The sequence below is a fragment of the Vespertiliibacter pulmonis genome (genome assembly GCF_013377275.1).
Classification (GTDB): Bacteria; Pseudomonadota; Gammaproteobacteria; order Enterobacterales; family Pasteurellaceae; genus Vespertiliibacter; species Vespertiliibacter pulmonis.
Genome location: NZ_CP016615.1, coordinates 948,765 through 975,537 on the forward strand (window position 1 = coordinate 948,765; position 26,773 = coordinate 975,537).

Here is a 26,773-nt window from a genome sequence, read left to right on the forward strand (position 1 = left end):
AGGAGAAATGGGTGAATATCACCCATTTTTTATTTAGTCAGTAGACGAACTGTTAGTCGTGCAACTGCACACAAGCGGTCGTTTTCGTCTTGAATTTTAACTTCCCAAACTTGGTTATCTTTACCTAAATGTAAAGGTAATACACGCCCGAGTGCTTTTCCTTGCTTCACAGCTTTTAAATGGCTGATATTAAGTTCCGTACCAACGGGAAATTGATGTTCTTCGCAACAGAGTAACGAAGCTGCTGAGGCGAGTGTTTCTGCTAGAGTGGCAGAAATTCCTCCATGTAAAAGCCCGAAGGGCTGAATAGTGCGTTGATCAACAGGAACGGTTGCTTCCAACCAATTTGTGCCTTGCGCTGTAAATTCAATGCCTAAATGAGAAATAGCTGAGCTTTGGCAAAGCTGATTAAGCTGTTTAATGGTTGTTGCTTTCTTCCAGATCATTTAATTTCCTTCTATTTTTCTATTATAAGATTGAGAGCAGGGCTTGAACAGGGTGTTTTAATACTTGATGTTCCATACGTTTTACTTGACTACGGCAGGAGTAGCCAGTCGCAAGGCAACGTTGCAAATCTTTGCATTGTAATTTTTTTTGCCAAGACTGTGCATAAATGGCTTTTGACATTGCAAGATGTTTGGCCTCGTGCCCAAATGTACCAGCCATTCCACAACAGCCCGTTTTTTCCAACATAAGGCTTTCGCCAAAATAAGCAAAAATTTGTTGCCACAGTGTGTGGCTGTTTGGTACGGATGTTGATTCGGTACAGTGTATAAAAAGGTGCCACGGCAAGCGGTCAGATGTAGGCATTTTTTTGTAGCTAGTAAGATGATCTGTATTCAGTTGCTTAATGAGCCATTCATTTGCTAGCAAGACCTCAAATTCTCCTACCTGATGTTTAAGAATTTCTTTGTACTCTTCACGATAAATTAGAGTAAGGGCAGGATCTATCCCAACCATTGTAATTCCGAGCGTTGCTAAACGAGAAAGCATTTCAGCCTGATTTTTAGCGGTTCGAGCAAACCGAGTGAGAAAGCCTTTAACGTGTAGGGCTTTGCCTGTTGGATTGAATGGTAAAACAATAGGGTTAAAGCCTAGTTTTTGGCAAAGCTGTATAAAATCAGCGACTACGTTGGCATCATAATAGCTGGTAAAAGGATCTTGGACGATGAAAATACATTTTTTTGCCGAAATCTCACCGCTTGCTAATTTTTGTTCCAGCTGTTCTAAGCTGTTATTCGGATAGTTAATATGGCGTAATTGTTGTGATAATGTAGGAACGGAAAGTTTAGGAATATCTACCATTCCTAGTACTTTTTTCGCTATTTTTTCGGCCATTTTATGGGTGCTTAAAAAATTGATGGTTTTTGGTATTTTTGCCATAAAAGGGGCAATAAATTCTAAATTGGCAACGAGATGATCTTGAAGTGGTCGGAAATAACGTTGATGATAAAGTGCATTGAATTTTGCACGGAAGCTTGGAACATCAATTTTAATTGGACATTGACTGGCACAGGCTTTACAGGCTAAGCAGGTGTCCATTGCTTGTTTGACTTCGTGAGAAAAATCATAGCGTGTCGTTTTGTGTAATTGATTTGTGAGTTTTTGCACGAACTCTACGAGTTTTAGCTGATCTTTAGGTAAGTCCAGTAAGGTTTCTGGTGAAATATTCTGTTTTGCTAATAGTCGTAGCCATTCCCGAATGAGCGTAGCTCGGCCTTTCGGAGAATAGAGCCGATTATTAGAAATCTTCATTGAGGGGCACATTACGCTATGGACATCGAAATTAAAACACAAGCCATTGCCGTTACAACTCATTGCTCCTTTAAAGTGTTCTCGTATTTGAAGTGGAATTTGGCGGTCGAAATCTGCTCGCATTTGGGCATCAATCGGGTAGAGTGATTGTTCACTATGTAATGGCGTACAAATTTTACCTGGGTTTAGGCGGTTTTGAGGGTCAAAAAGTGATTTTATATAGCGAAGTTCTTGCCATAAAGTTTTGCCAAAAAACTGTTCACCGTAAGCAGAACGCATTCCTTTTCCGTGTTCTCCCCAAATTATCCCACCATATTTGGCAGTTAATTGAACAACTTGATCAGAAATATGTTTAAATTTTATAACTTGCTCTTGATCACAAAGGTCAAACGCTGGTCGAACGTGTAGTACACCTGCATCGACGTGTCCAAACATTCCATAATCTAAATGGTTATCGTCTAATAGTTGGCGAAATTCTGCAATGTAATCGGCAAGATATTCAGGTGGAACGCAGGTATCTTCCACAAAGGCAATAGGTTTTGCCCAACCTTGTGTATTACCCAGTAGCCCGACTGCTTTTTTCCGCATAGTGTAAATTTTTTCTATATCGCTCAAGTCATTACAAATTTGGTAGCCGATTATACCGCTTGTTCCCTCAGCTATTTTATAATCGAGCTCAGTACAAAGGTGTTGGATTTGTGCAGTATTTTGAGCGAGATTGTTAGATGCATATTCAACAATATTGATCCCTAAAATAGGATTATCTGACGATTCGTTAATTAAATCAGACACGGAGTGCCAAATAATATCTTGTTTAGCAAGGTTGAGTACTTTGGAATCAATAGTTTCGACTGATAGTGCCTTTGCTTGTAACATAAAAGGGGCAGCTCGCAGGGCAGCATCAAAAGAATTGTAGGTGATATTAATTAGTGTTCGGAATTGTGGAATAGGCAATAAATTCAGTTTAGCTTCACAAATAAAAGCCAGTGAGCCTTCTGACCCAGTTAAAATTCGGCTAAGGTTGAACGTGCTTTCATCGTGATTAAATACATTTTTTAGATCGTAGCCCGTTAAAAAGCGGTTAAGTTGAGGAAGTTCATTCAGCACTGTTGGGCGTATTTGCCGACAGCGAGTGAAGATTGCTTTGTGTAAATTGTAGCTATATGGTGAAAGCTGGAGTTGTTCTAGCTGAGTAAAAAAATTGTCGGAACTGATCGCTTGTGTTTCTAAAATTTCACCATTAATTAGCACAGATTTAAGTGCCAGAACGTGATCAGAGGTTTTGCCATATTGCAATGAGCCTTGTCCTGACGCATCAGTATTGATCATTCCCCCGAGAGTAGCTCGATTACTGGTTGAAAGCTCTGGGGAGAAAAATAATCCATACGGTTTTAGAAATTGATTAAGTTGATCTTTTACCACGCCTGCTTGCACTCTTACCCAACGTTCTTCTACATTGAGTTCAAGAATTTGGTTCATATGGCGGGAAAGATCGACAATAACATTGTGATTTAATGATTGCCCGTTTGTTCCTGTTCCACCGCCTCTCGGAGTAAAACTAATCTGTTGAAATTCAGGTATTTGAGCAAGTTGGGTAAGTATCACAACATCATTGACTGATTTCGGAAAAAGAATGGCTTGTGGAATTTGCTGATAAACACTATTATCAGTTGCTAAAGAGAGTCTTTCTGCATAGCTAGAGGCAATGTCGCCCTGAAATCGCTGCTGTTTAAGCAATATTAAGAAATCTTTAACTATTGAATCAAGTTGAGGTGTGTCTGCTAAACGAGGAATCATAATACATTTAGAATGAGTGATATTTTATATTTAAGGTGATAGTAGCAAGATTTTACGGGAGATTTAAGGTTAATGAGTACAAAATTATACGATTTCTACAAAATTTCTTTTTTGTAACTTTGCAAAAATTTTGTTAGACTTATACATACTATTCCATTTTAAATGGATTTAAGTATTTGAAAATTGTTAGTTATTTGTTTAAAAAATAGACTGTTTTGAGTGGGTATTACACTTTTTTACAAAAGTTCCGTTTGAAGTCGAATATTTTTTGATAGAATACACAAGAATTCTAGACCTTCTTCAAATCTATTTTGGGTTTAGGAGGCATTTAAGCTCAACATAAGGTCGGTTTGATTTTTGTTGAATACTTTTTATCTCGTAATGACGATAATATGAGGATTATTAAAATGAAAAAATCTTTAATTGCATTAGCAGTTTCTGGTTTAGCAATCGCTTCAGTTCAAGCAGCACCACAAGCAAACACTGCATACGTAGGTGCTAAAACTGGTTGGGCATCATTCCACGATGGTTTAACTCAATTTGATGCTAAAAAAGGCGGTCAAATTGGTAATAATGATAATATCGGTGTTAACCGTAACTCTGTAACTTACGGTGTATTCGCTGGTTACCAAATCATTGATAACCTTGCAGTTGAAGCAGGCTACGATTACTTCGGCCGTGCACGTGGTAACACTACTTTCGCTGGTGAAGAAAAAGATAAACGTGCTGCAAAACATTCTGCGCACGGTGCTCACATTAGCTTAAAAGGTAGCTACCCAATCGTTGATGGTTTAGACGCTTATGCTCGTGTTGGTGCAGCATTAGTTCGTTCTGACTATTACTTCCAACCAACTGTTGCTAAAGATTCACGTGTTAAATCACACAATTTAAAAACTTCTTTAGTATTAGCAGGTGGTTTAGAGTATGCAATTACTCCAGAATTAGCAGCTCGTGTTGAATATCAATGGTTAAGCCGTGTTGGTAACTTAGACAAAGCTCAGCGTAAAGCTGGTAATACTGGCACTAATTTCCAATACAGCCCAGATATTGGTTCTGTAACTGCTGGTTTATCATACCGTTTCGGTCAAGGTGCAGCACCAGTTGCTCAACCAGAAATCGTAACTAAAAACTTTGCATTCAGCTCAGATGTATTATTTGATTTTGCTAAAGCAAGCTTAAAACCAGCTGCAGCAGCATCATTAGATGCAGCTCATGATGAGATCAGCAAATTAGGTTTAGCTTCTCCAGCAATCCAAGTAAATGGTTATACTGACCGTATCGGTAAAGAAGCATACAACTTAAAACTTTCTCAACGTCGTGCTGAGTCAGTTGCTAACTACATCGTTTCTAAAGGTGTAAACCCTGCCGCAGTTACTGCTGTAGGTTACGGTAAAGCAAACCCTGTAACTGGCAACACTTGTGATGCAGTTAAAGGTCGTAAAGCGCTTATCGCTTGTTTAGCACCAGATCGTCGTGTTGAGATCCAAGTTCAAGGTTCAAAAGAAGTTGCAATGTAATCACTTCTTAAGTACTTAGATTAAGTATCTTAATGCAAAAATGCCCACATTAAGTGGGCATTTTTATTAACTAGTTTATTGAAATCACAAAAATCTTATTATTTAACCGCTTATTTCTTATTCTTTTAGCAGTTTTTTCAAGTTTTCCTTCATTTTATTTACCTGCTCGGTATAAATCTGTTTATTTTCTATTTCATCAATTAAATAATGAATAGTTTCAGACAGCGTCATTTCCATTTCATTTGCTTGCTGTGATAAGCGTACCCAGCTTGAATAGTCAAGATCGATAGATTTTTTGCGTGTTGATTGCTTTTCAGCGTTAAAAAAACGTTTACGTCTAGCCCGAATGGATTGCCGCATTCGTCTGCGTTGATCTGCGGTCATTTCCGATTTAATCCAATCTTCAATTTCCTCGGGGGAATTTTGCAGTGTTACTAGTTTTTGTATTTTTAATTCAATGTAACTTTGTTCTTCATATTTAGTAATATTTTCTCCTTCACGATGTTTTTTAAGCAAATATTTCCATTTCCAGTTGGCTTCTTGAATGTCTAATTTTTGGTATCTCATAACTTCCCCCAATAATATTTAAGTATAGCGGAATCTGCTTTGTCATTAAATATAAGTGATTATTTTAAATCTAAAGGTAAGCGGTGTTATAATGGAAAAAATTTTGATAATGAGGAAATCTTGTGCAACTTTCTCCCCTTAGCTGGAAATTGCTGAGTATAAATTATACATTTGAACCGCAATTACAAGCGGTTCAATTTTTTGATTTTCAACCTAACGCAAAGCAGGCAATCGCACAATTTGCTAAAAGCGAATTTGGCTCTGCATTAGTTTTAAAAACAGAATTATTCCCTGAATTTTTGGCTGAAATAGAAAATGAGTTTAGCCAACATCAATGCTCAGTGATAAGTAAAATGGAATTTACCTCAAATAGTTTGTTTGGTTATCAGATGTATTTATCAAAAGAGCATAAAATTCAATATGTACCAGGTATTATCCAGCAGGCTAATCATCAAATATTATTACTTAACTTAAATAATCTATTATTAGATATTCATCAGTGGGATAAATTAAAGCAAGCATTGTTATTTAGGCATTATACGCCGAATAGTGCAAATGTGTTGCCAAGTCATATTGATGAGGTCGTATCTGTGTTTAAATTAGTGTTGGTGGGGAACCGTGATGATGTTGCTACGCTATCTGCGTATGATGATACTTTATATCAATTTTGCCAATATGCAGAGATTGATAGCTATTTAGCATTAGAAGAACAAAATGTAGTAAAGTGGAGAAATTATATTCAATCTTTTGCACAAGAAAAGATAGGAAAATTATTTACTGATCAAGGAACAAATTTATTATTAAATCAATTTATTCGTGAAAGTGAAAGTCAGAAACTTATTAGCATTTCACCGACATTACTGAAAAAATATATATTGGGGTTAGCACAATTTTATCCAGAACAAAAGGAATTAGATCATATTCAACCTTATTTTGATTCTCTGCAACAGCAAGCAGAAAGATTACAGCAATTTGCTTTACAAGATATGCTTACTGATCAAGTTTATATCGAAACAGATGATGAAGTGATAGGTCAAATCAATGGGCTTTCAGTTGTAGAATTTGATGGTGTACCTTATGCTTTTGGTGAGCCTTTACGGATTAGCTGTAACGCTCAGCTTGGTGAAGGAGAAATACACGATATTGAGCGAAAAGTCGAGCTGGGCGGAAATATCCATTCTAAAGGGATTTTATTGGCACAATCTTGTCTAGCTAATTTACTCGAATTACCTTCACAATTACCTTTTTCGGCCTCCCTTGTATTTGAGCAGTCTTATGGTGAAATTGATGGGGATAGCTCATCATTAGCGATTTTCTGTGTATTGATTAGTTCATTAGCAAAGGTGCCGTTACCACAATCTTTTGCGGTAACGGGAGCAATTGATCAGTTTGGGAATGTACTAAGTGTCGGAGGTGTGAATCAAAAAATAGAAGGCTTTTTTAGCTTATGTAATGCTCGAGGTTTAACCGGCAAACAAGGAGTGATTATTCCAGCAGTATGTATGTCGCATTTGAGCTTAAATAGTGAAATTATTGACGCAGTAAAAGCGGAGAAATTTGCTATTTGGGCAGTATCTGATGTATTTGAAGCAATACAAATTTTATTTGCTCGAGATTTCTATACGGAAGATACTGGAGATTTTTCTGATAAATCTTCTATTTTTACTTTGATCAATAAGCAGTTACAAAGTGAAGAAACAAGCGGTTCATTTTGGCAAAAATTATACAATAAATTATTTCACTGATCCGACAAGTCAGCGTACAACTGTTCTCTATTTTGAATGTCTGTTACTATATAAGTATAAATAGCCTAATAATGTATAGGCTCTATATTTACTTTATAGGAAAAATAATGAACGATTGTACACCGAAAATGAAGCCAAGTTATGATTATCAAGATCTATTAGCCTCAGGCCGAGGGGAATTATTTGGTAACGAAGGGCCACAATTACCTGCACCTTCAATGTTGATGATGGATAGAATTACGCAAATTAATCTAAAGGGTGAGTTTGAAAAAGGTTATATTGAAGCGGAGCTTGATATTCATAAAGATTTACCCTTTTTTAACTGCCATTTTATCGGAGATCCCGTGATGCCTGGTTGTTTAGGATTAGATGCAATGTGGCAATTAGTCGGTTTTTACCTTGGTTGGATCGGTGGTAAAGGCAAAGGAAGAGCATTAGGTGTTGGTGAAGTAAAATTCACAGGACAAATTTTACCAACAGCTAAAAAAGTGATTTATCGTATTAATATGAAACGAGTTATCAACCGTAAATTAGTGATGGGAATGGCTGATGGTGAAGTGGAAGTTGATGGCCGAGTAATTTATCGCGCGATTGATTTAAAAGTTGGCCTATTTCAAGATACTACGGCATTTTAATTTTTCGATCTCTGCCGCAAAAATAATTACGGATTATTTACAATAAATTATCTGAGTTTATGATCTTCCTCTAAATATAGGGGAAGTATAATGTATCGAGCAGTTGCACTGATTGAATTATTGATCACGTTAGTTATTATCATTATTTCAATTTATTTTATCTCTCCTATATTATTTCGTATTCAAATTCCTATCTTATTGAATAATGAAATTGATCAAATTAAAACCTTTATTTATAAAATTCAAACACAAGCACGTTATAAAAAACAAAGATATTCATTAACGATTAGTCAAAATAAAACTACTTATGATTGGTGTATTATTGCAATTGAAAAGCACAGTAGTAAAGAAATTATCTGTGATTGTTTGAATATAACAAATTGTAAGCTAGCCTCTAGTTACTATATCTATAAATCTAAACTGAAGAATTTAGAATTAAAAAGTAAGAATATATACCCTAATAGTTTTATGAATATTTATGGTAATTCTGGTCACTTAGAAACGGTTTGTTTAGGATTAAAGTATAATCAATACCAAAAAGTTATCCAGTTTGATGCAAGTGGAATAATTAATGTAGCACAAGATAATAAAAGGACAAAATGTCGTGAATAAATATAGCGGATTTACTCTCATTGAAATGATAATTTCATTATCTTTAAGTGTTCTTTTATTTTTTGTCTGTTCTTATTTTTATACTAATATTTATTCTATGCAGAATAAGCAACGAGAATTACTTAATTTACAGCAAACTACGCAACAACTATTGAATTATTTTCAACAACATATCCAGCATAGTGGGTATCAAGGTCCATTTCGTACAGAAAGTAATTATGATTCTTTTTTAATAGATGGAAAAGCGTATTACTTAGGTTCACCACACTGCTTTCTTTTTCTATATGATTTAAATCAAGATGGTTGTATTGGTAGTCGAAATAAAAAACAGCCTTGTATAAAAGATAAAATTAATAATACTAAAGATGTTAAAAAGGAGTTATTTGGTATTAAATTTGAATCAAAACAAATATCATTTTTTGATGATAAGGCGATTGATCGTTGCTATTCGGATCACTGTAATCAGTGGGCTAAAAGTTGTGAACTTAATTTATGGCGAAAGGCTTTTGAGTTATCTGATTATACTGTTGATAATTTATCCTTCAAATGGATTGTATCGGATAAATTATTAGCGATAGGTTTAACATTACGTTCTAATAAAATGAAAAATATTAGTTACCAAGAAACCGCTTATAGTTATTTATTGAATAGGTAAAGCTATGAGATATTTTTTTTATGGAAATGTATCTATTCTTTCATTACTACTATTAAGTATATTATTTACTCTTTTATTTATCACTAAAGATGATATGTTATCTGAAAAGAAAATAACACATAATTATCATTATCAATATTTAAATAATAATTTTAATCTTATTATTGACCTTAAGCGAGATGAGAACATATTATGTAGTCAATTACAGAAAGAGAAAATACAATTTTTAAACTATTCTTTTAACTGTATTAAGAAATCTTTTTTTATTAAAAAGCCAACAAAAAGTTATATTGAATATCAACAAATTAGACAGTATTTGAATAGTGATGATTATAAAGATAATATTTATCTAATTAGTAAGTTAGATGAACTTCCTTTAACTTCAATAGATAATCCAAAAATTGTTAAAGTATTAGATGATATTGATGGAGAACTTCCTAATCATTTTTATGGAATTATTATTACCGATAATTATTTTGATATAAAAGGTAGGTATAATATTTATGGTGTATTATATTCTTCTTATGATAATAAAAGAAAAGAACGTAATATCTCTTATAAGAAAGAGGTGATTGAGAATATAGATAATCAACTTTCTAGTTGGTCGTATTTATCTCATTCTAAGAGTCTATTATCTAATGAAATTGATTAAAGCTGAAACAGGTATTAGCGTGCTAATGACGATAAGTTTATTTGCGATAATGTTATTTTCTTATAATAAATGGCAATCAAAACAAACAAGGCTAGCTAATTTTTTATACCAACAGCAACAAGCATTACAGATTGCTGAAAATCAAATTGCATTAAAAATGGCAAATCGTGAATGTGAGCGGTTGGTTAAGCAAAATAATTTGCTTTTTACAGTACAATGTAATCATTCTTTTATTAAAGTGATATTTCCATTAGGAGAAATAAAAGTTGGAAACCCTTAGCCAAGGGTTATTTAAAACAGTAAAATAGCCAAAATTATGAGGAAATTGCAATGTTTACTGTTTACTATTCTAATCAAATTAGCCACCATAAAGATGTATTAATTAAGATTTTACAACAAGATCCAAATCCTGATCCCTTTAGTCAAGAAGTAGTATTAGTCCAAAGTCTAGGAATGGCACAATGGCTACAAATGCAAATGTCAGAACAGATTGGTGTTATTGGTAATATTCAATTTCCTTACCCGACAAGTTTTTTATGGCAGCAATATCGCCTATTATTTCCAGAACTGCCAAAAGAGAATATCTTTGAACGTAATGCAATGGTATGGCATTTAATGCGTTTACTGCCAAATTATCTAGCAATGGAAGAATTTAGTCTTTTAGCTCATTATTTAAAACAGGCTGATCAATTAAAAGAATATCAATTAGTAAGTAAGATTGCAGATTTGTTTGATCAATATTTAGTTTATCGACCACAATGGTTAATTTTATGGGAAAATGGTGAACTAGGTAAAGTATTAAATGAGATATCACAAACAATTTCGTTCAAAAATAAAGATATGACGGCTATTGAAATAAATATGAAATGGCAGTGTATTTTATGGAATGCATTAGTAAATGATTTAAAAAAAGATACGCCTGAACTTATATTTACAACATCTCATCGTGCTTATTTACAACAGCGCTATTTTGATAAATTAGATTCTTTAACAGAATTAGAAAAAGAAAAATTACCAAAACGTATCTTTATTTTTGGCATTTCTTCTTTACCCCAAATACAATTAAACTTTTTAAAAAAATTAAGCGAATATTGTCATATTCATTTCTTTTTTACTAATCCTAGTGAAAGTTATTGGGCAAATGATCGGGAAGATAAGGTTTTAGAAAAATTAGCATTAAAGAGAAATTTATCAACTGAAGAGATTGATCAACTGTTAGCAGAGCAGGGTAATCCACTTCTAACAATATGGGGAAAGCAAGGAAAAGAATTTTTGAGTTTGCTTGCAGAAAATGAATTACAAGACATTGATTATTATCAGCCATTTGAAACAGGAAAACTACTTGATCAAATTAAAAATGCTATTTTATATTCTGAATACCATTCAAATTTTAATATAGCAGAGCAAGATAATTCTATTCAAATTCATGCTTGCCACAGTAAAATGCGGGAAGTGGAAGTATTGCATAATCAATTATTATTGCTTTTTGAACAAAACCCTGATTTAGCCCCTAAAGATATTATTGTAATGTCTGCGGATATTGATAGTTATGCTCCTTATATTAATGCGGTATTTTCTAGTTATAATAGGAAAGATCCTAGATTTATTCCATTTTCCCTTTCGGATCAAAAGATCAACTATATTGATCCAATTATTGCTAGTTTTATTAATATATTATCGTTAAAGGATCGGAAGTTTATATTAGATGAAATTTTTTCTTTATTTGATGTAAAAGCAATTAGAGAAAAGTATCAATTAACAGAAATACAATTATCAACATTAAGAGAATGGGCTGAGTTATCTGGTGTTCGTGCAGGACTTAAAAAAGATAATGATAATTGGACGAATTATAATTCGTGGGAAAATGGTCTAAATCGCTTATTATTGGGGCTAAGTTTAAAAGCAGAAAATAATGCTTGGCAAGATATTCTTGCTTTTGATGAAAGTTATGGTCTTTCTGCAGAAATTATAGGATATATTGCAAAATTTATTCAAAATCTAACCGCTTGGGTTAATTTTATTATTGAACCACATAGTGCGTTAGAGTGGAAAATAATGCTCACTCAATTAATTCAGAAGTTTTATCAAGATAATGAAGAAAATGCGGTAACACTATCAAATTTATTAGAAATTATTGAATCAACATTTAATCATATTGAACAAGCTGATTTTATGGAAAAATTAGATATTGAGGTTATTTCACTTTTATTTGAACAGAGATTAAGCGAACAGAGAAATAATCTTAATTTTTTAGTTGGAAAAGTAAATTTCTGCACTTTGTTACCAATGCGAGCTATTCCTTTTAAAGTCGTTTGTTTATTAGGAATGAATGAAGGGGATTTTCCTCGTCAGCAGGTATTAAATAATTTTGATTTAATGCAATATGCTTATCAGAAAGGCGATCGTTCTAAACGTGATGATGATCGTTATTTATTTTTAGAAGCACTACTTTCTGCACAACAAATTTTTTATGTCAGTTATATTGGACAATCATTAACGGATAGTACAAATAAATTACCCTCTGTTTTAGTTTCTCAATTAATTGATTATCTTCAAGATAGGCTGAGTAATGGACAGAAATTAATAATTAATTATCATTCTATGACGATATTTAGTCCTAGAAATTTTATTAATGGAAATATTGCCTATGATAAAGAGTGGTTAAAAGCTAAAAATCAATCAAGCTCAGAGCTTGAGTTTTTAACAGAAATCACTAATGATAGAGCGTTATATAAAAACGAAAATAATGAAGACGAAATAGAAGTCGATTTATCTCATCTTATTGCTTATTTACAATCACCATTAAAATATTTTTTTAATTATCAACTAGGTGTTAATTTAGAAAGTTATGATAAATCAATATTAGATTCAGAACATTTTAATCTTTCTGGATTAGAAAAGTTTAATTTATTAGAGGAGCTTATAAATGTAGAGATAAATCAGTTTGATAAACTTTTTGAGAATGCAAAGTTACAAGGTAGTCTACCTGCTAGTTCTTTTGCAAAAATTAGTGAACAACAATTAACTTTATCGATCAGTAAATTAAGAGAAAGGTTATCTATTTATTTATCTAAACAGCCTGATAGTATTGAATGTATATATAAATTTCATTTTGGTAATCATACTGTAAAATTAATTGGTAATATTCAGAATTTATTTGATGAAACCATTGTTCAATGGAGAGTTGGCTCATTGAAGGATAAATATATTATTCAAATGTGGATATATTATTTACTACTGAGGGCTAATCAAAATAAAAATAGTAAAACTAAAAGTGATATTATTGAAGAAATCAGATTTTATTATCGAAATAAAGATAATGTAAATTATTTAACATTTACAGGTATTTCAAATGAAGAAGCTGAACATTTATTAAATGAGTATTTATCAGATTATTTAGAAAGTTTTACTCAATTAAAATGGGCAATTACCGATAATATAGAAACATATATTAAAAAATTTCAGAAAGAAACTTCCATCGAAGTACAATGTCAAAAAGCATTACAATCTGAAGATAACAATGTTTATTTGCAACGAGTTATGGCACAAACTTCCGCATTAGACTATGCGGAAATTCACAACCGAACAGTGGCTTGGTTTGGCAAAATGACTCAACATATTAATAAGGATTTATAATGAAGAAATCGTTTTTAACGTACAGTTTACATACTATTTTTGCTTTAGGGCTTGTGCATTCTACCGCAGTATTTGCAAATTCTAGTGTAAATCACACTGCTAGCAATGTTGTGGCTGCACAGCAAAAAGGCTTTAGTGTAATTAATAGTACTATTACTAAAAGCCCAGCAGATAAAGCTATTTATCAAGGAATCCGTTTGGAAAATGGGATGGAAGTGCTACTTATTTCTGATGAAAAGGCCAATAAATCCCTGATGTCTGTTGGTTTACCTATGGGATCTATGGAAGATCCTGTTCAGCAACAGGGGCTGGCACATTATCTTGAGCATATGATTCTAATGGGATCAAAAGCGTTTCCTGAAACAAATAGCTTAGATGGATTTCTGACAAAAAATGGTGGCTATAATAACGCTTATACAGCATCTGATCGTACTGTTTACTATTTAGAAGTAAATAATAATGCCTTTGATGAGGCCGTTGCCCGTTTGTCTGATGCATTTGCTCAGCCACTTTTATCTGAAAAAAATGCGAAAAAAGAAGTCAATGCAGTAAATGCAGAAATGGTAAGAGCAAAATCAAATGATGCATTTTTAATGCATGATGTTAATTTAGCAACAGCAAATCCAAATCACCCAATTACTAAATTTGCAGTGGGAAATAATGTTACGTTATCCGATAAAAAAGAGAGTAAATTGCAAGATGAATTAGTTAAATTTTATCAGCAACATTATTCAGCAAATTTGATGAAAGCAGTGCTTTATTCGAATCAGCCGATTGAAAAATTAGCTCAATTAGCCGAGAAAAATCTAGGTAAAGTAAAAAATAAAAACTTATCTGTACCTATAATGGATATGCCATTTTTTAGAGAGCAAGATAAGAGCGTTATTATTGATTATAAACCCGTTAAACCAAATAAAATGTTAGTAATTTCTTTTGATATGCCAGAAGATAAAGCGCAATTTAAACATAAAACGGGTGAATATTTAGCTTATGTCTTTAATAATAATAGTGAAGGTACATTATCAGATTATTTAATTAAAGAAGGTTTATCTGATAGCGGTGTGCAATCAGAAAGTTCTGATGATGTAAGCCGTAATCGTGGTGATTTTACATTCTATATTGATTTAACCGATAAAGGTTTAGAGCAAAAAGAGAAGATTATTTCTTTAGTCTTCCAACAGATCAATAAAATTAAAAAAGTAGGCGTACAACCTAGTTATTTTGATGAATTAAAAGTAAGTTTAAATCAAGCTTTTGAGCATTTACAAACTGAGAAAAGTGGTAGTTATGTTGCAGGGCTTGTTTCTAAAATGATGTATTATCCATTAGAAAATGTCATTGATGCAGGATTTATTGTCGATACAATGGATAATAAAGCGATTGAAGAAAAATTAGCAGAAATGACTGTTGATAATGCTCGTATTATGTTAATTAATGATAAAGCAACAACAGATCATAAAACTAAATATTTTGAAGCACCTTATGCAATTCGTAAAATTACAGACGAGCAGAAGAAACAGTGGTTAGATTTTAGTAAAAATCCAGAATTAAAATTACCAGCATTAAACCCATATTTTGCAACTGATTTTTCATTAAATAAAGTGGATAAATCTCGTAAAATCCCTTTATTAGTTGAAAAAGAAAAAGGTACAGAAATTTATGCAATGGGTAGCCAATATTTTTCAGATGAGCCTAAAGCAATAATGAATATTGGTTTTACAAATTTTCCAAATAACTATGAATTAAAAAATTATATTAGTACTTCATTATTAAATTATATGAGTGAATTAGAACAAGCGAATATTGATTTTCAATCGACAGTTGCTGGTATTGAAACAAACATTAATAGTGGAGTTAATGGCTTAACGATTGGATTAAGTGGCTATACGCAAAATTTAGCAAAATTATTAAAAGATAAATTGCAGAATTTTAGCCGATTTGAATTAAAACAAGAGGTATTATCTCAAGCTAAACAGCGTTATCTAGAGGCTTTAGATAAGCAAGAAAAAGAGAATGCGCTACGTCAAGCAAATAGTGTAATAACGAATTTTAAATCATATCCTTATTTTGAAATGGATAAAGAACGTAAAATGATTGAAACAATTCAGCTTAATGATATTGAGCAAGCTCGTCAACGCATTTTAACTAAAGCAACAGGGCTTAAAGTATTATCATTAGGTAATTTTACTGATGAACAGGTAAAAGATATTGTTAATACGCTAGATCAAACAATTAAATATGCTAATTCAGAAATAAATCGTGGCGAATATATTGATATTAACCAAAGCCAACGTAAATTAAATTATATAAAGCAAATTCCACACGAAGATAATGCTTTAACAGTTGCTTATTTCCCTAATAATTATCAAGAAATTGATAGTATCAGCCGAGCGTCTTTGTTACAAAGTATTATTTCTCGCTGGTATTTTGATGATTTGCGTACTGATAAACAGCTAGGCTATGTGGTCTATGCAACGACAAATCGTATTGGTAAAACATCAGGCTTACAATTTCTAGTTCAAAGCCCAACGGTTTCTGCTCAAGCGATTATGGAGCATAATCAACGTTTCTTTGCTGAAACTTTAGCGAAATTAAAAGCAATGTCGGCAGAAGATTTCGAGAAATACCGTAGTAGCTTGATTAAAATTTTAGAGCGTAAGCCTGAATCTCTTGCTCAAGAGTTTGCGAATTTTGAGAATGATTTTGAACGTGGCAATGATAAATTTGATCATAAAACACAAGTTATCGCTACACTTAAACAGCTTAAATTGCAGGATATTATTGATTTCTACCAACAAGCCGTTATCGATCAAAAAGGGTTTGTACTTGCTAGCCAAGCAATTGGAATTAATAAAAAGATTAATCAGCCTGCGGAATTAAAAGGATTTGAAAAAGTAACTAGTATTGAAGAAATTCAACAGCAGTTTGAGCGTAAATCTTATTAATCAATACAATAAGCAAGCGGTAAGTTTAAGGTAACTTTTGCAATTTATTGGCAGCTTGTTAGTAAGTGTTTAGCTAGTTAAATAGAATAAAAACGGCACAATTAAGCGCCGTTTTTATTTATGATTAGAGATTAGCTCATATTAAACAATATCAAGTAATTCTACTTCAAATACTAATGTGCTAAGTGGTGGAATTGAAGCTCCTGCACCACGTTCACCATAGGCTAGATGATGAGGGATTGTTAAACGCCATTTTGAGCCAACAGGCATCATTTGTAAGGCTTCAACCCAACCTGGAATAACGCCAGTTACTGGGAATTCTGCTGGTGTACCACGTTTTACTGAGCTATCAAAAACAGTGCCATCGATTAATGAACCGGTGTAGTGAACACGAACTTTATCTGATTTAGTTGGCACTTTACCAGTTCCTTCTGTCAATACTTCGTATTGTAAACCGCTTTCCGTTTCTTTTACTGTTGAGTGTTTCTTATTTTCTTCTAGGAATGCTTTGCCTTCTGCTTCTAAGGCTTTAAAGGCTTCTGCTTGCATTGCTTCTGCACGTTGTTGTAATTCTTGTAATGCTTTGGTAACCACATTGAGGTCTAATGCAGGTGGATTTTGGTTTAATACATCAAAAATACCTTTTACCACAGCCTCAGGTTCAACTTCTAAGCCACTACCGATAAGCTGCTGTCCGATTTGTAGCCCAACGCCGTATCCGCCTTGTGCTTCTACGCTTTCTAATTTTACTGCTTCTAAATTTAAAGACATAATGTTTCCTTTTGTTTAATTGACCTATGGAATATAGCGATAGATTTGATAAATACAAGTGCAAGCGGTGAGATTTACCGAAAAATTTGCAAAATTCAGGTATAATCTGACCGCTTAATTTTTGAAAAAAGGACGAAGAAATGCAAAATTCAAAAGATGATGTGCTTTACGCACCTGCTGAATGGGTAGATTATAGTGAAGGCTATACAGATATTCTTTACCATAAATCGAACGATGGTATTGCCAAAATTACCATCAATCGCCCTGAAGTGCGTAATGCTTTCCGCCCTCAAACGGTTAAAGAGATGATTAACGCCTTTGCAGATGCTCGTTTTGATGAAAATATTGGGGTTATTGTACTGACTGGGCAAGGCGAAAAAGCATTTTGTTCGGGGGGAGATCAAAAAGTTCGAGGCGATTACGGCGGTTATAAGGACGAGAGCGGTGTGCATCATCTGAATGTTTTAGATTTTCAGCGTGATATTCGTAGCTGTCCGAAACCTGTTGTGGCAATGGTAGCGGGCTATGCGATTGGTGGGGGACACGTTCTACATATGTTGTGTGATTTGACGATTGCCGCAGAAAATGCCATTTTCGGTCAAACAGGCCCGAAAGTTGGATCTTTTGATGGCGGTTGGGGCGCAAGTTATATGGCTCGTATTGTTGGGCAGAAAAAAGCTCGTGAGATTTGGTTCTTATGTCGTCAATATGATGCGAAAGAAGCTTTAGATATGGGACTAGTCAATACAGTTGTTCCTTATGTAGATTTAGAGAAAGAGACTGTGCGTTGGTGTCGTGAAATGTTACGTAATAGTCCAATTGCTTTGCGTTGCTTGAAAGCTGCATTGAATGCAGATTGTGATGGGCAAGCAGGGTTACAAGAGTTAGCAGGTAATGCCACAATGTTATTTTATATGACAGAGGAAGGGCAAGAAGGACGCAATGCGTTTAATGAAAAACGAGCGCCTAATTTCAGTAAATTTAAACGTAATCCATAAAATAAAGTATTTATTGGCATTCTCATAGGAAAAGGGGCAATAATTATTGCCCCTTATTAAATTGCAAAAATTTACTCGGATCTGACCGCTTGTTACAGTAATTGCTGCTGTAATTGTCCGATAATTTGCGGATTTTCAAGCGTTGAAATATCCTGTGTTATAAGCTCATTTTTTGCGATAGAACGTAATAGGCGACGCATAATTTTACCAGAACGAGTTTTTGGTAAGTTTTCGGCAAAACGAATATCTTCAGGCCGTGCGATTTTACCAATTTCATTTGAAACCCAAGTTTTTAGTTCTTCAGCGAGTTCTTTGGCTTCTTCACCTTCAGGACGCATTCCATTTAGTACAATAAAGGCAACGATAGATTCCCCTTTAATTTCATCAGGTTTGCCAACTACGGCGGCTTCAGCCACTTTTGGATTGGAAACTAAAGCTGATTCAATCTCCATTGTACCTAAGCGATGTCCTGATACATTCAATACGTCATCAGTTCTTCCTAAAATCCAGAAATAGCCATCATTATCACGGTGAGCAGAATCGCCTGCAACGTAATATTTACCACCATATTCTTCTGGAAAATAGGTTTTTTTGAAGCGTTCAGGATCGTTCCAAATAGTGCGTAGCATTGATGGGAATGGACGTTTAATTACTAATATGCCACCTTGTTCTGGCTCACATTTATTGCCTGACTCATCAAGCACTTCTGCCATAATGCCAGGAAGAGGCAATGTACAAGAACCTGGTTTAGTTGCAATGACACCTGGTATAGGTGCTAACATAATAGAGCCTGTTTCTGTTTGCCACCAAGTATCAACAATCGGGCAGCGATTTTTTCCAACTATTTCATAGAACCACATCCAGGCTGATGGATTGATCGGTTCTCCAACACTACCTAATAAGCGTAATGATGAAAGATCGTATTTATTGGGAATATGCTCACCAAGGCGGGTTAAGGAACGAATTAAGGTTGGAGAAGTATAGAAAACGGTAATTTTATGTCGTTGAATGATACGCCAAATTCGCCCTGGATCAGGATAGCTTGGTACACCTTCATAGATAACTTGTGTGGCACCATTTGCCAGTGGACCGTAACAAACATAAGAATGCCCTGTTATCCAGCCTACATCAGCAGTACACCAGAAAATATCGTCTTGTTTATTATCAAATACAGTACGGAATGAATTTAATGCACCGAGTAAATAGCCTCCTGTGCTGTGTACAATCCCTTTAGGTTTACCTGTTGAACCAGATGTATAAAGAATAAAGAGAGGATCTTCGGCGTTTACCCATTCAGGTTCACAAAATGCAGGTTGGTTTGCAGTGAGCTCATTCCACCAAAGATCTCTTCCTTTTTTCCACGGTGTATCTATATTCACGCGGTGATAAACTACAACATTTTCTACGGATTTTCCGCCGAGTTCTAAGGCTTCATCCACCGTTTCTTTTAATGGAATAATTTTTCCGCCCCGTAAGCCAGCATTTGCCGTAATTACTAATTTTGCACCTGCATCTTCAATACGATCTCGTAATGCATTAGCAGAAAAGCCACCGAATACCACAGAATGTACTGCACCAATTCTAGCACAGGCTTGCATTGCGATGACGGCTTCTGCAATCATTGGAAGGTAAATAATGACTCTATCGCCCTTTTTCACTCCCAATTCACGTAAAGCGTTACCAAAACGGCATACTCTATTATGTAGTTGCGCATAAGTAAAAATTTGCACTTGGCCGAAATCAGATTCAAAAATAATGGCTTCTTTGTTTCCTTTATCAGGTAAATGACGATCTAAACAGTTGTAAGAAACATTTAACGTGCCATCGCTAAACCATTTATAGAAAGGAGCATTGCTATCATCAAAAATTTCCATAAATGGTTTTTTCCAGGTAATTAGCTCACGGGCTAAATCACTCCAATAGCTGAGATAGTCTTTATCAGCAAAATTCCATAGTTCTTGGTAACTTTCAAGTCCTGAAATATTTGCTTGTCGGCGAAAATCATCACTTGGTTTAAATGTTCTGTTCTCTTTTAATATTACATCATGGTTATATTGCATAACGCCTCCAATGAATTGAGTAGAAAAGCTTAATGACGGTGAGAATTTAGACAGAATAGCTGATCATTGTCAATCAAATGTTAATACTTTGTTTGTATTTTGTGACATTGATCGGTTTTTTATAACAAATAATACTGACCTTGAGAAAGGTAAATTGGAAAATGGATGGTAGGGAAAGATTGTAATTTGGGATTTTAAGGCATACTGTTGTGATCTTGTTTCCAGGATATCATTTGTTCGATGATACGGAGTAGCTGCCCACGGTCTTCTGAATTTAATTTCAATAGAAGTTGAGATAAGTGCTGGTGTTGATCTTCAACGCGATTACTCGTTGCAATTAAAAAATCAGAGGCTTGGCAATTAAAAATTTGTGCAAATTCAAATAAACGAGAAACATTAAGGGTAATGTTCCCACGTTCCATTTTTGAAATAGCATCGTTACTTAGCCCCATTATTTCTGCGACCTCAGCTTGAGAAAGTCCTGCCATTTTACGGTAATGGGCAACAGCTTTACCGACACGTTTATCTAATTCTGAGTTTTCTTGTTTAATCATTACTCCTCCGTAGAGAAATATTAGCTATTCACTCTCAAATAAAAAGAGAGCTATATTATTATTTGAAATAATCTAAGTTCCATTTTTGTGTTTGTTGTGTATAATTTAGTAAAAACTTTGCTAAATTTTTTTCAACTTTATTGAAACGTGCGAAGCAACCGTGCAAAGTAGGTCAGTATAATTTCTACATATCGAAAAACAGAGAATGCTTATGTCGAAGAATAAAAAAAATGAAAAAGTGGCACAGCGGCTTGTTGCTATTCTGACTGACTTGAATATGGGAGAGCGTTTGAATGTAGCGGATCTTGCTGAACGCTTCAATGTTACTCCCCGCACGATACAAAAGGATCTTAATGAACGTTTTAGCTTATTAAAGTGGAAAGAGTGCGAACAGGGCTATTACAGCCTAGATTTATCTCAATTAGGACACCTATCTCAAAAAGATATTGAACGCTTTGCAAATTTTGCCAGTATTCAAGATCTCTTACCTAAAATTGATCGGAAATTCTTTCAGGACAACTTAATCCAAAGCATACAAATAAAAGGCTTTCAGTACGAAGATATTAAAAATAAACAGAAAGAATTTAATGATCTACAAAAAGCGATTGAACAACAATCTAAAATTCATTTCTATTACCAAAAACTCAATGATAATACGGGTAAAAATTACGAATTAGAGCCTTATTCTTTAGTCAATAAAAATGGTATCTGGTATTTAATTGGGCTAGATAATGGTAAAGAAAAAACATTTTGTTTTACTCAAATTAAGATGTTAATTATTAAAAATGAGAAATTTGAGCTAGATCCAAAATTCCTACAAGAAATTAAAAAGAGCGATAGTATTTCACACGGAAATCAACTCAATCAAGTCGTTATCAAAGTTTCAGCTAAAGTATCCGCTTACTTCCTTAGAAGAAATCTATTACCTAATCAGGAAATTATTGAAAAATTAGATGATGGCAGTTTACTTCTTCAATGCCGTAATATCAATGAAATGGAAATTATTCCATTAGTTCAATATTGGATACCGCATTTGCATATTATTAGTCCAGAATGGTTACAAGATGATCTTATTGAACAAATGAAAAATTATATTAATAATTAAATGGAGAAGAATATGATTGATTATTCAGACATATATGATATAACTTTATCTAATTATAAAGAATCTTATCAAGATTTAGTAGATAAATATTGTAGTTTTACTATTCAAACAGGAATGCCATTATGTTCTGAAGGCTATATGGAATATTTATTAAGTATTGTAAATGAAATTGTAAAATATATAAGAGGAAATAAATTAAAATGTGGTGTTTATAATAAATCACATTATATTTCAAGTAAAGTTTATTTATATTTTTCTGAAATGGTAATGAAATTGTCGGATATATTATTTGATTATAAATTAGATTATAAGATTGAAATATATGACCAATTTATATTAGTAAGAAATATAAATAATTAAATAGAATTTATTAACAATAAAAATGGAGAATATTTATGAAAAATGGTAACGCTGACCTATTAAAAAAAATTGAAGATTTTCTTTCTAGTTTTTCTTATTCAGAAGAAGTGAAGACATTAAGAGATTTATTAGATAATATAAAGCAAACTAAACTAAATATATTAGTTGTAGGGGCAACAGGAGTTGGGAAAAGCTCAACTGTTAATGCGGTTTTTAAGATCCAAGGAGTATCTGAAAATAAAGATGTTGCTGAAATTGGGAAAAGTGCAAAACCTCAGACACAAGAAATTACAGCATATGAATTAAAAAATACAATTATTTGGGATACTCCAGGGCTTGGAGATTCATCAGAAAATGATAGGCTATTTTCCAAGATGATTATGGATAAGTTAAAAGAAAAGAATGATAAGGGAGAAGCTGTAATTGACCTTGTTTTATGTCTTTTAGATGCTTCAAGTAGAGATTTAGGTACAACTTATACTTTATTAACTAATCATATTATTCCGTTCTTTAAAAGTAGTGAAGTGAATGATACTGATCGTATAATTATTGCATTAAATAAAATAGATAAAATAAATTGTGATGGAGAATGGGATTATGAGAATAATAGACCTGATGATGAGTTAATGGAAACTATTGATATGAATAAAAAAGAGTTAGAAGATAGATTATATTCTGAAACGGGTATTAAATTTGATCTTTTATATTTTACGGCTGGGCGTGAGAATATTAAGAAACCTGAGAAAACAGTACAACCATATAATATTTCTAAATTATTATATTTTATGGTTAATAAATTAAAAGACAAAAAAAAACGAGTGGTAATTTCTAGAGATGTAAATCAAAAAAAAGAAAATTATAAAAATGACGATGGAAGACTAGACTATAATCGCTCAACGAATGAGGCCGTTGAAGAATCGTTATTTGATATAATTTGGAGTGGTGCTAAGAAAGCAGCAGAAGTAGTTTTTAGCCCATCAAACATAATATCAGCTGTAAAAGCAGGATTTGGCTGGGTTTTATCTAAATTTAGCTTATAAATAGGATAAGAAATATGGCATATAGGGAGGATAAAGATTTATAATTTTTATCTTCCTGTGAAGATAATGATTCACACGACTTAGTATATTGTTTAACTCATGATACAGATGGAAAAAAGAGGCTCACGGAAGAATTAACAAATAATGAAAATTATGAGAGATATTATCCAAGACACTCTAGATATTGGAAAAATATTTCGGCAGAAATTCAATGTTTTGGATCAAATAGTTTTATGACAATATTTAGAGGAGGTAAAGGTGTTCTTTATCGTGAAGTATTACTAGATGTCTGTGATAAGGTAATAACAGATAAAAGTCTTAAAAACAATATAAGAGATTATATGGGAAGTTGAAGAGAGCGAAAACATCTTATTATCTAGTATTTTAATGGACTCTATTAATAAGATGTTAGCTGAAGAGCTAAGTGAATTTGCTGAAGATATAAAATTTGATGGCTATAAAATAGCGAACCGTTCAGCTATTTCAAATGCAGCTAAAAGGATTTTTGCATCAGGCGGTTTTTCTGCTTATCAATTAACCGCACTTATTACTTCAGCAATAACAAAATCATTGTTTTTACATAGTTTATCTATTACAACAAGTGCAGTTTTAACAAGGGGAGCTACTGTACTAGCTGGCCCAATTGGTTGGGTATTAATGGGAGGGATAACTGCTATTGATATTTCTGGACCGGATTATAGAGTAACTGTTCCAGCTGTTTTTCAAATTGTTCTATTGCGTAAAAAGTTTATTTTAATTAACAAAAATAATTTGTGCAAAGAGATACAAAGAGAATTTGATATTAATGATTTATAAATAAGTGATATTCTATCCTCTCCAAATTGGCTAATGTGGGAGGATATGTTAATGAGAATATAGAACATGCTTCAAAAAATCGAACTAACTTATAGAGCTAATAAATCTAATTATACTGATGATTTCCGTTTACGCATTCATCGTGCAATTAGTTGGTTAAAGAAAGCAGAAAATACGGAAGATCCTGATATTAAGTTTTCTACATTATGGATAGCGTTCAATGCGGCTTATGCTAGAGAGATTGTTAATGAATCTGCCATAGAGAAAGAAACCTTTATTGATTTTATTACAAATATTTGTTGTCTTGATAATAATAAACAATTAGAGTCCATCATTTGGAATGAGCTTCCTGATCCTATTTCTGCATTATTAGAAAATCGTTATACTTTCCAGCCTTTTTGGTTTGAATTACGCAAAGAATTTCCTTCTAATAGATGGGAGAGAAAAATGCAGGAAGCTAACAATCTGGCATTAAATTCGATAAGAATGAAAAATACGAGAGGGGTTCTTGTTTTTACTTTTGAGCGACTTTATACGTTGAGAAACCAAATTTTTCATGGTGGATCGACATATAATAGTTCTGCAAACCGTACACAATTACAAGATGGTTGTGATATTTTATCAAAAATTGTTCCTATCATTATTCAAATAATGATTGATAATCCATCAACGGTAGATTGGGGAAAACCATTCTATCCTTATATTATGCAAGATAATAAATAGTAATTAGGTATAAATTTTTCGCAATCTTTGCGAGCCAGATCACAGTCTGGCTTTTTTATTATTGTATTTACGTGTTGGATTGTTAATATGATGTAATGAAATTTATCTAAGGAAATCATTATGTTAGATCATCAACTCATTTCTGAATTAAATGCGATTGTCGGTGAAAAATATGTCATTACGGATGCTAGTAAAAGTGAAAGTTATCGAAGTGGATATCGGTTTGGAACAGGGCAGGCATTGGCAGTAGTGCGTCCTGCCACATTATTAGAGTATTGGCGGGTGCTGAAAGCCTGTGTTAAAGCAGATGTTATCATCATTTCACAAGCAGCTAATACAGGATTAACGGGAGGTTCTACGCCAAATGGTGATGATTATGATCGTCCGATTGTGATTATCAATACAATGCGGATTACGGGTATTCAGCTGATTAACAATGCTGAACAAGTAATCTGTTTGGCAGGCTCAACCTTAAATGAATTAGAATTGTTGTTAAAAGATCATCAACGTGAGCCACATTCGGTAATTGGTTCATCTTGTATTGGGGCTTCGGTAATTGGCGGAGTATGTAATAATTCAGGTGGAGCATTGGTACAGCGTGGTCCAGCGTATACTGAAATGGCATTATATGCTCAACTAAATGAGCAAGGTGAGTTAGAACTTATCAATAAATTAGGTGTTGAGCTTGGGAAAACTCCAGAAGAAATTTTAACTAATTTACAAGATCAGCACTATCAGCCTAAAGATGTACAGCTAGGGTGTGGTAAGGGGCACGATCACCATTATTGTAATCATATTCGCCAAGTAGATGAAGATACCCCCGCTCGTTTTAATGCAGATCCTAATCGTCATTATGATGCATCAGGCTGTGCGGGAAAATTAGGGGTATTTGCGGTACGGCTAGATACATTCCCGCAAGAGAGTGAAACGGCAGTCTTTTATATTGGCACAAATAGCACAGAGGTTTTAGCGGAGTTAAGACGGCATATTTTAGCTGAGTTTGAAAACTTACCAATTTCGGGTGAATATATTCATCGAGATGCGTTTGATATTGCGGCTAAATATGGAAAAGATACATTTTGGGTGATAAAAAAATTTGGAACACACCGCTTGCCAACGCTTTTTGAATTAAAAGCTAAAGTGGATAGAATTACTAAAAAATGGGCTTTTATGCCTAATCATTTTAGTGATAAAGCATTGCAGTTTTTATCAATTTTTATTCCTCAGCATCTTCCTGATAGTTTACGTCAATATCGGGACAAATATGAACACCATCTGATCTTAAAAATGGGTGGAAAGGGTATTGCTGAAGCCCGAGAGTATTTAGATAAATTAGTAAATAATCAAAGTGGATATTTTGAATGTAACGCTGAGGAATCACAAGCGGCAATGTTACATCGTTTTGCCGTAGCATCTGCAGCAATTCGTTATCGTGCAGTTCATACAAATGAAGTGGAAGAAATTGTTGCTTTGGATATTGCCTTACGCCGTAATGATAAAGACTGGTATGAGAAATTACCTCAATCGTTGAATGATAAATTGATCCATAAACTCTATTATGGGCATTTTATGTGCTATGTTTTTCATCAAGATTATATTGTGAAGAAAGGCTATAATTGGTTAGATATTGAACAAGAAATGCTGAGGTTACTTGATGAACGTGGTGCACAATATCCCGCGGAACATAATGTAGGGCATTTGTATGAAGCGAAGCCAACGTTAAAAGCGTTCTATCAGAAGTTAGATCCAACAAACAGTTTTAATGTTGGGATAGGGCAAACATCGAAGAAAAAATATTGGAAATAGATAAGTAGAAAGAAAAGCACGCAA

22 protein-coding genes and 1 pseudogene are annotated in these 26,773 nt (G+C 33.5%); 17 read left to right on the forward strand and 6 right to left on the reverse strand.

What is annotated here, in order from left to right:
• Positions 1-29: 29 nt before the first annotated feature.
• Positions 30-446 (reverse strand): hotdog fold thioesterase, encoded by a 417-nt coding sequence (locus A6B43_RS04735; RefSeq protein ID WP_124211382.1) that lies wholly within the window; start codon positions 444-446, stop codon positions 30-32.
• A 22-nt stretch (positions 447-468) separates the two neighbouring features.
• Positions 469-3,552 carry a D-2-hydroxyglutarate dehydrogenase YdiJ gene (gene ydiJ / locus A6B43_RS04740; RefSeq protein ID WP_124211383.1) on the reverse strand — a complete coding sequence of 1,028 codons (3,084 nt, stop codon included), beginning with the start codon at positions 3,550-3,552 and terminating at the stop codon, positions 469-471.
• Positions 3,553-3,959: 407 nt separating this feature from the next.
• Here ydiJ and ompA point away from each other — a divergent pair, with 407 nt between their 5' ends.
• The gene (gene ompA, locus A6B43_RS04745) at positions 3,960-5,069 is read left to right on the forward strand and encodes a porin OmpA (protein ID WP_124211384.1); all 1,110 of its coding nucleotides are present in this window, start codon (positions 3,960-3,962) and stop codon (positions 5,067-5,069) included.
• A 117-nt stretch (positions 5,070-5,186) separates the two neighbouring features.
• Here the strand turns inward: ompA and matP are convergent, their stop codons facing one another.
• Positions 5,187-5,636 (reverse strand): macrodomain Ter protein MatP, encoded by a 450-nt coding sequence (gene matP / locus A6B43_RS04750; protein WP_124211385.1) that lies wholly within the window; start codon positions 5,634-5,636, stop codon positions 5,187-5,189.
• A 122-nt stretch (positions 5,637-5,758) separates the two neighbouring features.
• On the opposite strand from matP, the gene A6B43_RS04755 reads away from it, so the two are divergent.
• The 8 genes from A6B43_RS04755 to ptrA all read left to right on the forward strand — a co-directional run bounded on the left by A6B43_RS04755 (position 5,759) and on the right by ptrA (position 16,516).
• The gene (locus A6B43_RS04755) at positions 5,759-7,381 is read left to right on the forward strand and encodes an AAA family ATPase (RefSeq protein ID WP_124211386.1); all 1,623 of its coding nucleotides are present in this window, start codon (positions 5,759-5,761) and stop codon (positions 7,379-7,381) included.
• A gap of 107 nt (positions 7,382-7,488) precedes the next feature.
• On the forward strand, positions 7,489-8,016 hold the full coding sequence (fabA, locus tag A6B43_RS04760) for a bifunctional 3-hydroxydecanoyl-ACP dehydratase/trans-2-decenoyl-ACP isomerase (protein ID WP_124211387.1): 528 nt from the start codon (positions 7,489-7,491) through the stop codon (positions 8,014-8,016).
• Between the two features lie 90 nt (positions 8,017-8,106).
• Entirely contained in the window at positions 8,107-8,628 is a 522-nt protein-coding gene (locus A6B43_RS04765) for a Type II secretory pathway, pseudopilin PulG (RefSeq protein ID WP_124211388.1), read from the forward strand.
• Between the two features lie 97 nt (positions 8,629-8,725).
• Positions 8,726-9,283, forward strand: a complete 558-nt coding sequence (locus A6B43_RS04770; RefSeq protein ID WP_237306833.1) for a hypothetical protein — start codon at positions 8,726-8,728, stop codon at positions 9,281-9,283.
• 4 nt (positions 9,284-9,287) lie between these two features.
• Positions 9,288-9,935, forward strand: coding sequence for a DUF2572 family protein (locus A6B43_RS04775; RefSeq protein ID WP_124211389.1), 648 nt, complete (start codon positions 9,288-9,290; stop codon positions 9,933-9,935).
• Complete coding sequence (locus tag A6B43_RS04780) at positions 9,922-10,215, forward strand: DUF5374 domain-containing protein (protein WP_124211390.1); 294 nt, start codon at positions 9,922-9,924, stop codon at positions 10,213-10,215. The genes A6B43_RS04775 and A6B43_RS04780 overlap by 14 nt, the downstream gene beginning before the upstream one ends.
• 50 nt (positions 10,216-10,265) lie before the next feature.
• A complete protein-coding gene (gene recC / locus A6B43_RS04785; protein WP_124211391.1) occupies positions 10,266-13,571 on the forward strand; it encodes an exodeoxyribonuclease V subunit gamma in 3,306 nt (1,101 codons plus the stop codon).
• The gene (gene ptrA, locus A6B43_RS04790) at positions 13,571-16,516 is read left to right on the forward strand and encodes a pitrilysin (RefSeq protein ID WP_124211392.1); all 2,946 of its coding nucleotides are present in this window, start codon (positions 13,571-13,573) and stop codon (positions 16,514-16,516) included. Before recC ends, ptrA begins: the two co-directional genes overlap by 1 nt.
• A 141-nt stretch (positions 16,517-16,657) precedes the next feature.
• On the opposite strand, the gene A6B43_RS04795 is transcribed toward ptrA, so the two are convergent.
• Complete coding sequence (locus tag A6B43_RS04795; protein WP_124211393.1) at positions 16,658-17,287, reverse strand: FKBP-type peptidyl-prolyl cis-trans isomerase; 630 nt, start codon at positions 17,285-17,287, stop codon at positions 16,658-16,660.
• A 140-nt stretch (positions 17,288-17,427) separates the two neighbouring features.
• On the opposite strand from A6B43_RS04795, the gene menB reads away from it, so the two are divergent.
• Positions 17,428-18,285, forward strand: a complete 858-nt coding sequence (gene menB / locus A6B43_RS04800) for a 1,4-dihydroxy-2-naphthoyl-CoA synthase (RefSeq protein ID WP_124211394.1) — start codon at positions 17,428-17,430, stop codon at positions 18,283-18,285.
• 92 nt (positions 18,286-18,377) lie between these two features.
• Here menB and acs read toward each other — a convergent pair whose 3' ends face one another.
• Both acs and A6B43_RS04810 read right to left on the reverse strand, forming a co-directional pair.
• A complete protein-coding gene (gene acs, locus A6B43_RS04805) occupies positions 18,378-20,345 on the reverse strand; it encodes an acetate--CoA ligase (protein ID WP_124211395.1) in 1,968 nt (655 codons plus the stop codon).
• Positions 20,346-20,539: 194 nt separating this feature from the next.
• Positions 20,540-20,899, reverse strand: coding sequence for a helix-turn-helix domain-containing protein (locus A6B43_RS04810; RefSeq protein WP_237306843.1), 360 nt, complete (start codon positions 20,897-20,899; stop codon positions 20,540-20,542).
• Between the two features lie 211 nt (positions 20,900-21,110).
• On the opposite strand from A6B43_RS04810, the gene A6B43_RS04815 reads away from it, so the two are divergent.
• The 7 genes and pseudogenes from A6B43_RS04815 (at position 21,111) to dld (ending at position 26,749) form a co-directional block, all read left to right on the forward strand.
• A complete protein-coding gene (locus tag A6B43_RS04815; RefSeq protein ID WP_124211396.1) occupies positions 21,111-22,004 on the forward strand; it encodes a WYL domain-containing protein in 894 nt (297 codons plus the stop codon).
• A gap of 12 nt (positions 22,005-22,016) precedes the next feature.
• Complete coding sequence (locus tag A6B43_RS04820) at positions 22,017-22,364, forward strand: hypothetical protein (RefSeq protein ID WP_124211397.1); 348 nt, start codon at positions 22,017-22,019, stop codon at positions 22,362-22,364.
• A 35-nt stretch (positions 22,365-22,399) separates the two neighbouring features.
• Positions 22,400-23,404, forward strand: coding sequence for a GTPase family protein (locus tag A6B43_RS04825; protein WP_124211398.1), 1,005 nt, complete (start codon positions 22,400-22,402; stop codon positions 23,402-23,404).
• A gap of 80 nt (positions 23,405-23,484) precedes the next feature.
• Positions 23,485-23,757 (forward strand): annotated as a pseudogene (locus tag A6B43_RS08905) (hypothetical protein); the annotation flags it as partial.
• A gap of 34 nt (positions 23,758-23,791) precedes the next feature.
• A complete protein-coding gene (locus A6B43_RS08825) occupies positions 23,792-24,220 on the forward strand; it encodes a ubiquinol-cytochrome C chaperone family protein (protein ID WP_211329685.1) in 429 nt (142 codons plus the stop codon).
• Between the two features lie 66 nt (positions 24,221-24,286).
• Entirely contained in the window at positions 24,287-24,943 is a 657-nt protein-coding gene (locus A6B43_RS04835) for a HEPN domain-containing protein (RefSeq protein ID WP_124211399.1), read from the forward strand.
• 120 nt (positions 24,944-25,063) lie between these two features.
• Positions 25,064-26,749 carry a D-lactate dehydrogenase gene (gene dld / locus A6B43_RS04840; protein ID WP_124211400.1) on the forward strand — a complete coding sequence of 562 codons (1,686 nt, stop codon included), beginning with the start codon at positions 25,064-25,066 and terminating at the stop codon, positions 26,747-26,749.
• Positions 26,750-26,773 lie beyond the last annotated feature (24 nt).